The sequence below is a fragment of the Cellulomonas wangleii genome, from assembly GCF_018388445.1.
Taxonomy (GTDB): Bacteria; Actinomycetota; Actinomycetes; order Actinomycetales; family Cellulomonadaceae; genus Cellulomonas; species Cellulomonas wangleii.
Genome location: NZ_CP074405.1, coordinates 2,645,695 through 2,658,502, shown reverse-complemented (window position 1 = coordinate 2,658,502; position 12,808 = coordinate 2,645,695). Strand labels below are relative to the sequence as shown.

The 12,808-nt window shown below is 75.3% G+C and carries 16 protein-coding genes; 11 read left to right on the top strand and 5 right to left on the bottom strand.

Going from position 1 to position 12,808, the window contains the following annotated elements:
- Positions 1-96 precede the first annotated feature (96 nt).
- Both KG103_RS12215 and KG103_RS12210 read right to left on the bottom strand, forming a co-directional pair.
- A complete protein-coding gene (locus tag KG103_RS12215; protein ID WP_207340898.1) occupies positions 97-2,007 on the bottom strand; it encodes a DUF4914 family protein in 1,911 nt (636 codons plus the stop codon).
- A gap of 104 nt (positions 2,008-2,111) precedes the next feature.
- On the bottom strand, positions 2,112-2,525 hold the full coding sequence (locus tag KG103_RS12210) for a DUF4349 domain-containing protein (protein ID WP_207340899.1): 414 nt from the start codon (positions 2,523-2,525) through the stop codon (positions 2,112-2,114).
- Between the two features lie 97 nt (positions 2,526-2,622).
- Here KG103_RS12210 and KG103_RS12205 point away from each other — a divergent pair, with 97 nt between their 5' ends.
- The 8 genes from KG103_RS12205 to KG103_RS12170 all read left to right on the top strand — a co-directional run bounded on the left by KG103_RS12205 (position 2,623) and on the right by KG103_RS12170 (position 9,025).
- Positions 2,623-2,919: a hypothetical protein gene (locus KG103_RS12205; RefSeq protein WP_207340900.1), complete on the top strand. Its 297-nt coding sequence runs from the start codon at positions 2,623-2,625 to the stop codon at positions 2,917-2,919.
- Positions 2,920-3,351: 432 nt separating this feature from the next.
- Positions 3,352-4,047 carry a DUF6518 family protein gene (locus tag KG103_RS12200; RefSeq protein ID WP_207340901.1) on the top strand — a complete coding sequence of 232 codons (696 nt, stop codon included), beginning with the start codon at positions 3,352-3,354 and terminating at the stop codon, positions 4,045-4,047.
- Positions 4,048-4,091: 44 nt separating this feature from the next.
- Positions 4,092-4,610, top strand: a complete 519-nt coding sequence (locus KG103_RS12195) for a methylated-DNA--[protein]-cysteine S-methyltransferase (protein ID WP_207340902.1) — start codon at positions 4,092-4,094, stop codon at positions 4,608-4,610.
- A gap of 18 nt (positions 4,611-4,628) precedes the next feature.
- Positions 4,629-5,162, top strand: a complete 534-nt coding sequence (locus tag KG103_RS12190) for a DUF1697 domain-containing protein (protein WP_207340903.1) — start codon at positions 4,629-4,631, stop codon at positions 5,160-5,162.
- 136 nt (positions 5,163-5,298) lie between these two features.
- A complete protein-coding gene (locus KG103_RS12185; RefSeq protein ID WP_207341237.1) occupies positions 5,299-6,495 on the top strand; it encodes an alcohol dehydrogenase catalytic domain-containing protein in 1,197 nt (398 codons plus the stop codon).
- 28 nt (positions 6,496-6,523) lie between these two features.
- Positions 6,524-7,558, top strand: a complete 1,035-nt coding sequence (locus KG103_RS12180) for an NAD-dependent epimerase/dehydratase family protein (RefSeq protein WP_207340904.1) — start codon at positions 6,524-6,526, stop codon at positions 7,556-7,558.
- Positions 7,559-7,597: 39 nt separating this feature from the next.
- The gene (locus tag KG103_RS12175) at positions 7,598-8,122 is read left to right on the top strand and encodes a DsbA family protein (RefSeq protein ID WP_207340905.1); all 525 of its coding nucleotides are present in this window, start codon (positions 7,598-7,600) and stop codon (positions 8,120-8,122) included.
- A 57-nt stretch (positions 8,123-8,179) separates the two neighbouring features.
- On the top strand, positions 8,180-9,025 hold the full coding sequence (locus KG103_RS12170) for an SDR family NAD(P)-dependent oxidoreductase (protein ID WP_207340906.1): 846 nt from the start codon (positions 8,180-8,182) through the stop codon (positions 9,023-9,025).
- A gap of 134 nt (positions 9,026-9,159) precedes the next feature.
- On the opposite strand, the gene KG103_RS12165 is transcribed toward KG103_RS12170, so the two are convergent.
- Positions 9,160-9,357, bottom strand: a complete 198-nt coding sequence (locus KG103_RS12165) for a Na+/H+ antiporter NhaA (RefSeq protein WP_242636030.1) — start codon at positions 9,355-9,357, stop codon at positions 9,160-9,162.
- Between the two features lie 100 nt (positions 9,358-9,457).
- Positions 9,458-9,904, bottom strand: a complete 447-nt coding sequence (locus KG103_RS12160) for an HIT family protein (RefSeq protein ID WP_207340907.1) — start codon at positions 9,902-9,904, stop codon at positions 9,458-9,460.
- 99 nt (positions 9,905-10,003) lie between these two features.
- Here KG103_RS12160 and KG103_RS12155 point away from each other — a divergent pair, with 99 nt between their 5' ends.
- Positions 10,004-10,816, top strand: a complete 813-nt coding sequence (locus tag KG103_RS12155; RefSeq protein ID WP_207340908.1) for an alpha/beta hydrolase — start codon at positions 10,004-10,006, stop codon at positions 10,814-10,816.
- Between the two features lie 96 nt (positions 10,817-10,912).
- Here KG103_RS12155 and KG103_RS12150 read toward each other — a convergent pair whose 3' ends face one another.
- Positions 10,913-11,476 (bottom strand): NYN domain-containing protein, encoded by a 564-nt coding sequence (locus KG103_RS12150; protein ID WP_207340909.1) that lies wholly within the window; start codon positions 11,474-11,476, stop codon positions 10,913-10,915.
- A gap of 138 nt (positions 11,477-11,614) precedes the next feature.
- On the opposite strand from KG103_RS12150, the gene KG103_RS12145 reads away from it, so the two are divergent.
- The gene (locus tag KG103_RS12145) at positions 11,615-12,145 is read left to right on the top strand and encodes a MarR family winged helix-turn-helix transcriptional regulator (RefSeq protein WP_207340910.1); all 531 of its coding nucleotides are present in this window, start codon (positions 11,615-11,617) and stop codon (positions 12,143-12,145) included.
- Between the two features lie 99 nt (positions 12,146-12,244).
- Positions 12,245-12,775 (top strand): flavodoxin domain-containing protein, encoded by a 531-nt coding sequence (locus KG103_RS12140; protein ID WP_207340911.1) that lies wholly within the window; start codon positions 12,245-12,247, stop codon positions 12,773-12,775.
- Positions 12,776-12,808 lie beyond the last annotated feature (33 nt).

Below are 12,808 nucleotides of genomic sequence, written 5' to 3'. Positions count from 1 at the left end.
GCTCCTCGCATCGTGACACGGCGGGACGCAGGGCGACACAGCAGCGGGGCCGCACCCCGCTGGGGGGTGCGGCCCCGGTGCTCGGGGTCGGGTCGGTCAGACGTACATCGGGGTCAGCTCGTCGAACTCCTCGACGGTGCCGCCGCGCAGGACCAGCTCGATGATCCGGCGGCCCAGGGGGTCCAGGTCGTCGGTCAGGAACTGCTCGAGCTCGGCGCGGAAGAAGTCCGTGAGGATCTTCGCGCCCGTGTCGTACGCCTCGACGCCGACCTGGGACTGGTACTCGGGCTGCAGCAGCGTCGGGCGGATCTGCTGCCCGTCGAGCTTGATCTCCTTGGGCCGGTACCCGAACAGCGCGCACCGCGCGGGGGTCAGCTGGTCGCGCAGGATGCGACCGCCACCGCGGCGGGCGAGGTACTCGCGGGTGAGCCACTCGGCGGAGAACCCGACCTTGTAGGCCCCGATGTGCTGGTTGGGGGTCAGCACGTAGCGGGTGCGGTCGTTCTCGGCGATCTGGCGCAGCAGGAGGTTCGCCGCGGCCACCTTGGTGCCCGTCGAGAACGGCCAGTACGACCCGACACCCTCGGCGACCATGCCGCCGTGCTTGAGGGCCTTCTTGACGTCCTTGCTCTCGCCGATGGACGGGTTCTTGTCCCCGCGCGGGGCGATGAGGCGCCACACCCACGCCAGCGACGGCGGGATCAGGTGCATCATCCCCATGATCCCGTAGGTCGGGTTGTCCCGTGTGCACAGCGGCATCCGGACGCCGAACGTGCGGACGTCGACCTCCTTCGGCTCGCTGATGACGTTCTTGACGAATCGCCGGGGGATCACGACGCGCGGGTTCGGGCACCGCTTGCCGTTGGAGTCGAGCGTGTGCTCCCACGGCAGGGCGGTCGCGTCGGCGACGCCGTCGATCGACAGGAAGAGCAGAGGCTCGTCGGGCTGGATGACGGCCTTCTCGAACGCCGGGTCCTCGCCGTAGTGCGTGAGGTTGTCGACGCGCACGAACCAGCCGTCCTCGGCGTCGGCGACGACCAGCCGGCCGTTGCCCTTCTGCACCGACGGGTGGCACAGCGTCATGTCGTCGGTCACCGGAGCCAGCGCCGACGTCTCGCCGAGGGTGATGTGGTACGGCTCGTCGCGCACGACGTTGGTGCCGACGAGGATGCGGCCGTCGTCCTCGCGGCGGATCTCCTGGCACATCTCGGACTTGCCGCCGCCCGAGGCGCCCTCGTGCATGATGACGGTCTCGTTCTCGTACGGCGTGGTCACCCGGACGCTCGAGGCGTGCGCGGTGAGCCAGCCCTCCTGCTCGCCGATGTCGAGCAGCACCGAGAAGACGCCCTTCTTGGCGCTCGGCCCCGGGTACAGGTTGTAGGCCCACACCTCGTGCAGCGTCGTGGAGCGGTTGTGCACGACGACCTGCCGGCCGCCGAAGTGCGTGTGCCGGAACGGCGGCGCGACGTAGAGGATCGAGCGCGGCGTGAACGGGCCGATCTCGTCGAACGTCACCCAGCCCTGCAGGTCCACGAGCGTGAGGGCGAAGAACGCGCTGTTCAGCGGCACGATCGCCAGCGAGGGGTAGCCGAAGCGCGGGCCACCGGCCTTGAACGGCACGACGACGAGCTCCTGCGTGCCGAGCCACTCGAGCGTCTCGGTGCGGGTGGGGTCGAACTCCGCGTCGAAGACGTCGCGGTAGCGCGGCTTGTCGGTGGGCAGGTCGTCCGCGATCCGCATGCAGTCCGGGTCGCGCCGGCGCATGTAGTCCTCGGGGTAGTTCACGGCGACGCCGTTGCGGCAGCGGGTGACCGTCGCCTCCGGCACCATCTCGCCGTTCACGTCGTACTCGACGGTGAACACCGGGCCGCCCTCGGGGCCCAGCGCCAGCTGGTACAGCTCCTCGCGCGTCGCGGGGATCACCAGGCGCGGGCTCGCCTCCAGGGCGGCTCGCACCTCGGGTGCAAGAGACACGTCCGCCAGGGGACCGGTCACGGTGACGCTCATGGCAGCTCCTTCGCCTCGGGGACCGGGCGTGGCCGCCCATGAGGCGCTACCCGGCGGACAGCCGTCCCCGCAGATGCGGTGCCGGTCTGTCCTTTGCCAGGAGATTACGACCGTCCGACGTGACCCCGACAGGGACCTTCGGGCCTGCGGGGCGCTCGGCCGAGCGTTCCGGGTCCGTCCGGCGGCGTCGTGCCGTCGCTCGCCGACGTCGCCAGCTCCACCGTACGGCGCCGCCGCCACAGCGGCACGGCGGCGGTGGCGAGCCCCGCGACGACCAGCCAGGGCAGCAGGACGCCGACCACGACGAGGACGCCGCGGACGGTGGCCACGAAGGCGGTCCACCCGGTGTCGAGGCCGTCGAGGAACGTGGCGGGCCCTTCCTCGACGGCGGGTGCGCGCTCCGGCGCGTAGATCGACGTCCGCCGTGGACAGCGCGACCCGGTCGGCGAGCAGCGTGCGGGTGCCGGGCTCGAGCCGGAGGCCCTGCGCGCCTGCGACGGCGAGGCCGTGCACCGCACGTGCCCGGGCGTGCGGGACCCGCAGCACTGCCTGCAGCGTCACGGGGTCGGTCGCGGCGAGGTCCTCGGGGTGGGGGTAGGTCCGCAGACCGGACGCGTGCGACCGTCCCCAGGCCTCGGCGAGGCGACCACCGGTGGTGCGGCCCGCTCCCAGCGAGACCCGCTGCGTGAGCACCCCCTGGACCGCCGCCTCGAACCCGTCGGGATGGCCCGGTACACGCAGGTGCGGGCGCGCCGCCAGCAGCAGGCCCAGCGTCGGGTCGTCGCCGAGCGTGCTGTGCACCGCCGCGAGATCGTCCCCGAGGCCGAACCACCGGACGGCCAGGCGGTCGGCGGCGCCCGGCGTCGTGGGGCCGGAGTCGACCCCGACGCGGCCACGGCAAAGACCCGGTAGCGAACTGGTCGCACGTTCGAGATGCGCCGGTCACACACGGGTGCGATGCTCGGGTCAGCAGCCGATCGTGGCCCCACACCGCGAGCGGCCACCCGCAGGTACGGGGCCCTGCCCCGGACCCGCAGCAGCACCGGGTCCGGCGAGAGCCGGACCGGCCCTCCGGGGTCCGGGAGCGCGCCACGCCTCGTGCCGGCGAGACGGCTCTCCCGCCAGGTCCCGCTCCTCCCACGGGGGAGCGGGACCGGCTTGCTTCCGGGCGCGGTCGGCGCAGGTCACGGCGTGCGCGCCCCCGGGTCGCGAGGCGGCTCGCCGCCCGCTGCGGCGGGCCGACCACGCACCCGCGGTGCGGTCCCACCGGGGGAGGACCGGCCGACCACGGACCCCACCGGCAGGCGGACGCGGGACCGGCTGGAGGGCGACCAGGCTGGACCCGTGCCTGCGACCCCCACCGTGCCCGCGAAACCCCTGCCCGCACCCGCCGCGCCGACCGGGCACCACGCCCTCGAGACGGCCGCCGGCCGTGGACGTCTGCCCGGGTTCGTCGCTGTCGCGCTCGCGGTGCCCGTGGGACTCACCGCCGGTGTGCTCACGTCGTTCGGGCAGACCGTGCTGCCGGGGCCCCTCGGAGGCCTGGCGAACGCCGTCACGCCGTGGCTGGTGGTCCCCTTCGTCCTGGGGGCCCTCACCCGGCGCTGGGGGTGGGCGCTCGTCGCCGGCGTGCTCGCGTGCCTCGGTGAGGTCGCGGGGTACTACCTCACGTCCCACCTGCGGGGGTTCGGCACCAGCAGCAGCTGGGTCCTGTTCTGGCTGGTCTGCGCGCTGCCGGGTGGTGGCGTCGGCGCCGTGGCCGGGTGGTCGTGGCGGCGGGACGGGCACGACGACGGCCCGTCGACGCGGCGGGGGCGCGGGCTCGGCGGCGCGGTCCTGGTCGCCGCGTGGTGGGCCGAGGCGGTCGTGGTGTACCTCGCGCTCCTCGGGTACGTGGGCCACGCGGTCGTGTTCGTGTCAGCCGGTGTCCTCACGTTCGTCGTCCTCGGCCGGTACGGGCGGCAGCACGGCGGCATCGCGCGGTGGCTGGTGCCTGCCCTGGTGCTCGCCGGGGCCGGGTTCGCCGTGGTGTACCCGTGACGCGTCGCCGGTGCGGTGTGGGCGGTGGGGGAGATGATGGCGGGGTGAGCGTGGTGCATGCGGTGGTGCCCGCACCGTTCGGGCCGGTCGCGGTCGGTGTCGCCGACGGTGCGGTGACGGACGTCCGCTTCCCGCACGCCGACGGCTCGGCGGCGACCGCAGGGCTGGGACCTCGGGTCGACCCCGGGGACGACCCGTTGCTCGCCGAGGCCGTCCGACAGCTCACCGGCTACCTCGCCGGTGCGCGACGCGAGTTCGACCTGCCGCTGCGCTACCGCGGCAGCGCGTTCCGGCAGCGCGTCTGGGAGGGCCTGCGGTCGGTCCCGTACGGCACGACGACGACGTACGGGGCGCTCGCCACCGCGGTCGGGCTCGACCCGCGCACGGCGGCCCGGGCGGTGGGTGCCGCCAACGGGGCGAACCACCTGCCGATCGTCGTGCCGTGCCACCGCGTGATCGGGGCCGACGGCACCCTCACCGGGTTCTCCGGCGGCCTGGACCGCAAGCGCGTGCTGCTGGCCCTCGAGGCCCGCGTCGCGACGGGCACGGGCACGCTGTTCTGATCGGACGCAGGGGGAGCGATGACGGTGATGGTGGCGCTGCTGCGCGGGGTGAACGTCGGCGGTGCCACCCGGGTGCCGATGGCGGACCTGCGCCGGGTCGTGGCCGAGGCGGGCTACGGCGACGTGCGCACGTACGTGAACAGCGGGAACGTGGTGCTGAGCGCGGACGTCGACGACGCCGAGCAGGTGGCGGCCGCGCTGCGGGCGGCGTGCGCCGGCGCGTTCCCGTGCCGTCCGGACGTGGTCGTGCGCACCCGGGACGACCTGCGGGCCGTCGTCGCCGGCAACCCGTTCCTGTCCCGTGACGACGACCCGACCCACCACCACGTGGTGTTCCTGCCGGGCACGGTCCCGGCACGGGTGCCCGACGTCGAGGTCACGCCGCCCGAGGACCTCGCCGCCGTCGGCCGCGAGCTGTACCTCTACCTGCCCGACGGGATAGGCCGCAGTCGGCTGGCCGCCCGCCTCGCCCGACGCGCGGGGCCGGGAGGCACCTCCCGCAACTGGCGCACGGTGACGACGCTGGCGGCCATGGCCGCCGAGCAGGCCTGAGGGAACGTCCGGGCCGGCGAGGCGACCCTTCCGGATGCGCGCCCGGCGGTCGGGTGCCACCGTGGACGACCCATGGCGCACCGCGGCCCGCACGGGCGGCGGGGCACGGCGGACGAGCGACGGGACGGTGGTGCAGGTGCGGGCGCTGACGTGGCAGGGACGCGAGCACGTGTCGGTCGAGGACGTTCCCGACCCGCGGGTCGAGGAGCCCACCGACGCCGTGATCCGCGTGACGTCGACCGCCGTCTGCGGGTCCGACCTGCACCTGTACTCGGTGCTCGGCGCGTTCCTGCAACCCGGCGACGTGCTGGGCCACGAGGCCATGGGGATCGTCGAGGAGGTCGGACCCGAGGCGGGGCGTCGCCTGAAGGTCGGTGACCGCGTCGTCGTGCCGTTCGGGATCGCGTGCGGCACCTGCCACATGTGCGCACTGGGGCTGCAGAGCCAGTGCGAGACCACGCAGGTGCACGCCACCGGCAAGGGGGCGGCCCTGTTCGGCTACACCTCCCTGTACGGCAGCGTCCCCGGCGGGCAGGCGCAGTACCTGCGCGTGCCCCAGGCCCAGTACGGACCCGTCGTCGTCCCCGACGACGGGCGCGCCGACGAGACCTACCTCTACCTCTCCGACGTGCTGCCCACCGCGTGGCAGGCCGTCGCCTACGCCGACGTGCCACCGGGCGGGACCGTGGCCGTCGTGGGGCTCGGGCCGATCGGTCAGATGGCGGCGCGCATCGCGCTGCACCGGGGAGCCGAGCGGGTGATCGGCATCGACATCGTGGCTGAGCGGCTGCTCATGGCCTCCCGCCACGGCGTGGACGTGATCGACGCGGCACGGACGGACGACGTCGTGGAGGCCGTGCGCGAGCGCACCCACGGGCGCGGTGCCGACGCGGTCGTCGAGGCCGTCGGCATGGAGGCGCACGGCTCACCGGTGGCCGCCGCGGGGCAGCGGGCGGCGGCCTTCCTGCCCGACGCGCTGGCCCGGCCGCTCATCGAGAAGGCAGCCGTCGACCGCATGGCCGCGCTGCAGACCGCCATCGGCGTGGCGCGGCGCGGTGCGACCGTGTCGGTCGTCGGCGTGTACGGCGGGGCGCTGGACCCGTTCCCCATGATGGACGTGTTCGACCGCCAGCTGTCGTTCCGGTTCGGCCAGGCCAACGTGCGGCGGTGGTCCGACGACCTGCTGCCGCTGGTCACCGACCCGGCGGACCCCCTCGGGGTGGCCGACCTGCGCACCCACCGGGTGTCCCTCGAGCAGGGGCCGCAGGCGTACGACGTCTTCCAGCGCAAGGCGGACGGCTGCATCAAGGTCGTCCTGGACCCGTTCGCGTGAGCGTGCCGGACCGGACCGGGGGGCACGCGTGAGGGTCGTGGTGGTCGGTGCCAGCGGCAACGTGGGGACGGCCGTCCTGCGCCGGCTCGCCGCGGACACCACGGTGACGTCCGTGGTCGGCGTCGCTCGTCGTACACCGCAGGCCCGGCCGCCCGCGCCGTACGACGCCGCCACCTGGGTCGCGTGCGACATCGGGGCGCCCGAGGCCGAGGAACGGGTGGTCACGGACCTCGCCCGCACGTTCGCGGGCGCCGACGCCGTGGTGCACCTGGCGTGGGCGATCCAGCCCAGCCACGACCGCGCACGCCTGCGCTCGACCAACGTGGTGGGCACGCGCCGGGTGGTGCAGGCGGCCGTGCAGGCCGGGGTCCCGCACCTGGTCGCCGCGTCCTCCGTCGGCGCCTACTCGCCCTCGCCCGACGACACGCTGCGTGACGAGTCCTGGCCGACCGGCGGCGTGCGGTCGTCGTCCTACAGCGTCGACAAGGCCGCCGTCGAGTCCCTGCTGGACCGCACCGAGGCGCAGACGCCGCTGCGCGTGGCACGGCTGCGGCCCGCCCTGGTCTTCCAGCACGACGCGGGCCGGGAGATCACCCGCTACTTCCTCGGTCCGTTCGTGCCCGAGCGGCTGCTCGACGGGCGGGTGCCGGTGCTGCCGTGGCCCCGCGGGCTGCGCCTGCAGGCCGTCCAGGCCGACGACCTCGCCGACGCGTTCCGCGAGGCGGTGGTGCACCAGGCGCGCGGGGCCTTCAACCTGGCGGCGCCCGGCGTCCTGCGCGGGCCGGACGTGGCCGCCCTGGTCGCGCGGGCCCGGCTGCGGGAGGTTCCGGTCCGCGCGGCGCGGACCGTGCTGGCCGCCGGGTGGCACGCGCGTGCCGTACCGGTCGGCCCCGGGTGGCTCGACATGGGCATGGCAGCCCCGCTGCTGGACACGACCCGCGCCGAGCGTGAGCTCGCGTGGCGGCCGCGGTCCACCGCGGCCGAGGCCCTGCACCAGCTCGTCACGGGCATCGCGTCCGGTGCGGGGACCGCCAGCCCGCCCCTGCGGCCCCGGGGTCGCTGACGACGTGCGGCGGGGGACCTCGCACGGCACGCTGTCCGCATGACGTCTCCCGAGCCCGTCGTGGTCAGCACCGACCCGGACCGTCACGTGCTGGGGGACCCGGACGCACCCGTCACGGTGGTCGAGTACGGCGACCTCGAGTGCCCGTACTGCCGGGACGCCGAGCCCGTGCTGCGTCGGCTGGTCGAGGAGTCCGGCGGGCGCGTGCGCCTCGTGTGGCGTCACTTCCCGTTGTTCCAGGTGCACCCGCACGCCCTGGCCGCGGCGCTCGCGGCCGAGGCGGCCGGTGCCCACGGACGGTTCTGGGAGATGCAGCGGCTGCTGTTCGCCCACCAGGACGCGCTGAGCGACGAGGACCTCGGCCGGTACGCGCAGGAGGTCGGCCTCGCGCCCGACGAGCTCGTGGGACCGCCGGCGGACCGGTTCGCCCGTGCCGTGCAGGCGGACTACGAGGGGGGTATCGAGCTCGACGTCCCGGGGACGCCCACCCTGCTCATCGACGGTGTGCGGTACCGCGGCCGCGTGGAGCTGGAGGCGCTGCGTCAGGTCGTCGACGCGGTGTGAGCACCGTCGCCCACGCCGCCGGGGGCAGCCGGCCGCGCCGTGGGCCACGATGGGCGCGTGAGCGCGACGACGTCCCCTGCCCTGACCGCACCGGTCCCGCGGACCGCCCTGGTCACCGGCGCCGGCCGCGGCATCGGCCGTGAGCTCGCCCTGGCACTCGCGCGCGCGGGCTACGCGCTGGGCCTGGTGGCCCGCACCCGGGAGCGGCTCGAGGAGGTCGCGGACGAGGCGCGTGCGCTGGGCGCGCAGGTCACGGTCGCGGCGGCCGACCTGGTCGACGCCACCGCGGTGGCCGATGCGGTGGGCCGCGTCGAGACCGGCCTGGCGGGTGCGGGCGGGATCGGCCTGCTCGTCAACAACGCCGGCGTCATCGAGCGCGCCGAGCTGCCGTTCGCGGCGGACGACGTGGAGGACGTCTGGCGCGTGGTGGAGACCAACGTGCGCGGGCCGCTGCTGGTGACGCACGCCGTGCTGCCCGGGATGCTGGCCCGCGGCGCCGGGCGGGTGCTCAACGTCAACTCCGGCTCCGGGCACCGCGCCCTGCCGACGTACACCGGCTACGCGATCAGCAAGGGTGCGCTGGCGAGGTTCACCACGCAGCTGCACCGGCAGTACGCCGATGCGGGCCTGCGGGTGCTGGACCTGGCGCCGGGCGTCGTCGCGACGGACATGACCGCCGCCATGCCGGTGCACACCGGGCGGACCGACTGGACGTCGCCGCAGGACGTCGCCGACCTGGTCCTCGCCTTCGCGGCGGGCGAGCTCGACGGGCTGTCCGGGCGCTTCGTGCGCGCCGGTGCGGACACGCCCGCGTCGCTGCGCGAGCACGCCGAGCAGATCGCGGCGACGGATGCGCGGACCCTGCGGCTGTCGACCTGGGGGCCGGACGACCCGGTGACGTGACCGCCCGTCCGGGCCGGCCGCACCCGCGGCCTCAGCCGGCGGACCGCCACGGCAGGTCCGGCAGCGTCGGGGGCAGCCGCGGCGGCGTGCACAGCGGGAGCCGCTGGCGAAGAACACGGCCATCGCGAAGTCGTTCACCCAGTGCTGCAGGTCGAGCTCGATGCCGAGGTCGCCGACGACAGGCCGGCCGGGGTGTGCCACAGGGCCGTGTAGGCGTCGCGCGCGGGGGAGCTGGCCCACGCGAGGGCCGCGGCGGTCGCCGCGAGCAGCACCACGGCGCTGCCGGCCTCGGTCGCCAGGAACGTGCGGACCGTCGGCGCCAGGGCCACCATGCGCAGGTCCCGTTGCCGCTCCCGGTCGCGCAGCGCCGGGGCGGTCAGCGCGACCGCCCGGCGGGCGTCAGGTGCGGACCCGCGCGCGGCGCCGCCACGCTCAGAGCGCCGGGGACGTCAGGTCGGCGGGGACGTGGGCTCCGTGGCCGGCGGCGCGCAGCGCGTCGCGCAGGCGCTCGGCGGCCTCGTCGAGCTCGGCGGGCGGCACGTCGCTGCGGGCGTTGGCGAACGACAGGCTGCTCTCGTCCCAGGCGGGCAGCACGTGCAGGTGCAGGTGCGGGATCTCGAACCCCGCGACGAGCAGCGCCGCGCGCGGGGCGTCCCAGGCGGCCCGCTGGGCCAGTCCGACGGTCTTGGCGACCACGCTGAGGTGAGCCAGCAGGTCGTCGGGGGCGTCCGTGAGCTGCTCGACCTCCGCCCGCGGCACCACGAGCGCGTGGCCCGCGGTGATCGGTGCGATGGTGAGCAGCACCACGGCCCGGTCGTCCGCCCAGACGAAGCGCCCGGGGATCTCGCCGTCGATGATGCGCGTGAACAGCGTCGGCATGCGCCCACGCTAGCGCGCCGCGCCGCCGATCCACATCGAAACGTTTAGGCGAGGTCGCCCGTCTTGTCCTGGTCGCGGGATCCGCCTAGGAATCGCTGTGTGCGTCTGCGACCCGTCACCCCGTCCACCCGTCCGCATCCCGCCGGCTCGCGCCTCGCCGCCCTGACCGCCCTGACGGTCGCGGCGCTCGCCGCGTGCTCGACGGGCACCGAGCCACCGGTCGGCGAGGTGGGGGAGCCCGCCGCGGCCCAGACGCCGACCATGCTCGAGAGCGCCCCCGTCGTCATGGCCGCCGCCGAAGCGCCGGAGTGCCTCTCGGAGGGGGTCGCCTACGCCCGCGTCGGTCCGGAGGAGTCCGCCACCGGGGTCGCGTGGGCGGGCGCGGGCGACCGCGGCGTCCTCCTCGCCCCGCAGGTCGACGGCGACGTCTGCCAGTGGTCCGCGGAGGTCGCCCGGCTCGCCGGTGCCGGGTACCTCGTCGCGACCTACGACTGGGGTACCTCGGGCGAGGCCGGCTTCCGCTCGGCGCTCGACGTGCTGCACGCCACCGGTGCGCAGGACGTCGCGTTCGTCGGTGCGTCGGCCGGCGGCACGCTCGCCGCGGGCCTGGCCGACGACCTCGGGGCCGTCGCCGTCGTGGCGCTCAGCCCGCCCGCGCAGTACGGGGAGGTCGATGCGCGTGCCGAGGCGAACGCCTTCACCGGCCCGCTGCAGGTCTTCTCGTCGACCGACGACCCGCAGGTGCCCGCGGCCGACAGCGCCCTCGTCGTGCGCAACGACAAGACGTCGATCGTCACCGACGTCTCCGGCACCGCGCACGGCATCGAGTTCATGGCACCCGACGGGTACCACGCCGACCACGTGCGCTCGACGATCGACGAGGCCCTCACGCAGGGGTTCGGCGAGGGCTGAGCGCGCGCGGCCGCGCCGAGCGCGGCGCGCGCCGCAGCGCGAGGTCGGCCCGCAGCACGACGGCCGCGCCGGGCAACCGGCGCGGCCGTCGGACCGTCAGAGGTAGCGCAGCGGGTCGAACTCCTCGAGCGGGATGATCCGCAGCCGCGGCAGCTGCACGTTGAACGCCGCGACGTCCGTCTCGAGGTCGAACGTCTCCAGCCCGCGCACGGTCAGGCTCGCCAGGGACTGGCTCGTGAACTCACGGAACGCCAGCAGGCCCACCCGACGCTCGCCGTCCACCAGCTGTGCCAGCTCCGGGGCGAAGTCGCCGTCGTGGCTCGCGAGCATGACGTCGCCGTCGCGGTCGGCGATGGCGTCGAGCGTGCGCTTGATGCCGATGTCGACGACCTTCTCGTACGACTCGCCGGACAGCGGGATCGGCACGAAGCCGATGGCGGTGAGCGCCTGGACGAACGACATCGGCAGGTTGCCGTTGGAGGCGTTGAGGAAGAACAGCGCCTTGACGGGCTGGTCCCACGTCTGCTGCGCGAAGCTCAGGACGCGCTCCCACCGCGGCCGCTGCTCCGGCGTGGGCCGGCCACCGAGGATCGAGGACCCGAGCGTGGCGTCGATGTTCTCGCCGTCCACCAGGAGGTACGTCGTCGCGGTCTCGCTCATCGCCCCAGGGTAGACGGCCCGGGGGACGGCCCTGTGCGGCGGCCCCACGGCGCGTCCACCGCACGTGGTGACATGATCGTGCCCGCCCGGGGAGCCGACGTGGCGGGCGGTGGGCCGGGGACGGGAGGTGACGCGTCGATGTCCGACGACGACGTCGAGCGCACGACCGGCGGCAGCGCCGCCGCGAGCCGCGTGCGAGCCTCGGTCGACGCGTGGGAGGCGCTGTTCCGCGCCCAGGTGACGCTCGTGCGGCGGTTCGCCCGGGACGACGTCTGGGGCGGGCGGAGCATGCAGGAGTACGACGTGCTCCACACGCTGTCGCGAGCGCCGGGCCACGCGCTGCGCCTGCGCGAGCTCGCCCGCTCGAGCCTGCTGACGCAGCCCAGCCTCTCCCGCCTCGTCGACCGCCTCGAGTCGGAGGGGCTGGTGCGCCGGGAGCCGGTCGCCGGGGACCGGCGCGGGACCGCCGTGCACCTCACGGACGCGGGGCTTGCGCTCCAGCGCGAGATCGGACGTCGCCACGCGCGGTCCATCGACGCGCTCGTGGGCGGCGCTCTCGACACCGAGGAGCTGGCGACCCTCGAGCGGCTGTGCACCCGGCTGCGGCTCGCGCAGGACGAGCTGCCCGACCCCGGGGGCGTGACCGCCGACGGATCACCCGGCGTCTGACCGCGTCTGGGGACCTCCGGCCCAGGTGCCCGGCGCTGCTGCCAGCGACGATGGAGCACCGGAGGGCGCGAGGTCCGCCGGTGCGGCGAGGGAGGGACCATGCGGATCCTGCTGGCAGTGGCGTCCCGCCACCAGGGCACCTGGGAGATCGGTGAGGTGCTCGCGCAGCGGCTGCGCGACCACGGTCACGAGGTGGACCAGCGCGCCCCGGAGGACGTCGCGACCGTCGCGGACCACGACGCGGTGGTCCTGGGGTCCGCGGTCTACACCGCGCACTGGCTGCCGGCCGCCCGGGACCTGGCCGACCGCTGCGCCGAGGAGCTGCGCGCGCGGCCCGTCTGGACGTTCTCGTCTGGCCTGGCCACGCAGCCGGCCAACTCCGCGAACTCCCCGCTCGAGATCGCGGCGCTGCGCGAGCGGATCGGGGCGCGCACGCACCGCAGCTTCCGCGGGCGGCTCGACCGCTCGGTGCTGACGTTCACGGAGCGCGCGATCATCGCCGGCGGGCGCGCCCGCGAGGGCGACCACCGGGACATGGCAGCGGTCGCGGCCTGGGCCGACACGATCGCCGACGCGCTCGCCGCGGAGCCTGCGGCACCGCGGCGGTCCGTCGGGGCGTGCCGCGCCTGAGGTGCATCCCCGGGCCGGTCCACGGTGACCGGC

Coding starts and splice junctions, on each gene's coding strand:
- KG103_RS12140 (WP_207340911.1), top strand. CDS start 12,245: ATGCGGATCCTGCTGGCAGTGGCGTCCCGCCACCAGGGCACCTGGGAG.
- KG103_RS12165 (WP_242636030.1), bottom strand. CDS start 9,357: ATGGTGGCCCTGGCGCCGACGGTCCGCACGTTCCTGGCGACCGAGGCC.
- KG103_RS12160 (WP_207340907.1), bottom strand. CDS start 9,904: ATGCCGACGCTGTTCACGCGCATCATCGACGGCGAGATCCCCGGGCGC.
- KG103_RS12145 (WP_207340910.1), top strand. CDS start 11,615: ATGTCCGACGACGACGTCGAGCGCACGACCGGCGGCAGCGCCGCCGCG.
- KG103_RS12150 (WP_207340909.1), bottom strand. CDS start 11,476: ATGAGCGAGACCGCGACGACGTACCTCCTGGTGGACGGCGAGAACATC.
- KG103_RS12175 (WP_207340905.1), top strand. CDS start 7,598: ATGACGTCTCCCGAGCCCGTCGTGGTCAGCACCGACCCGGACCGTCAC.
- KG103_RS12190 (WP_207340903.1), top strand. CDS start 4,629: ATGACGGTGATGGTGGCGCTGCTGCGCGGGGTGAACGTCGGCGGTGCC.
- KG103_RS12215 (WP_207340898.1), bottom strand. CDS start 2,007: ATGAGCGTCACCGTGACCGGTCCCCTGGCGGACGTGTCTCTTGCACCC.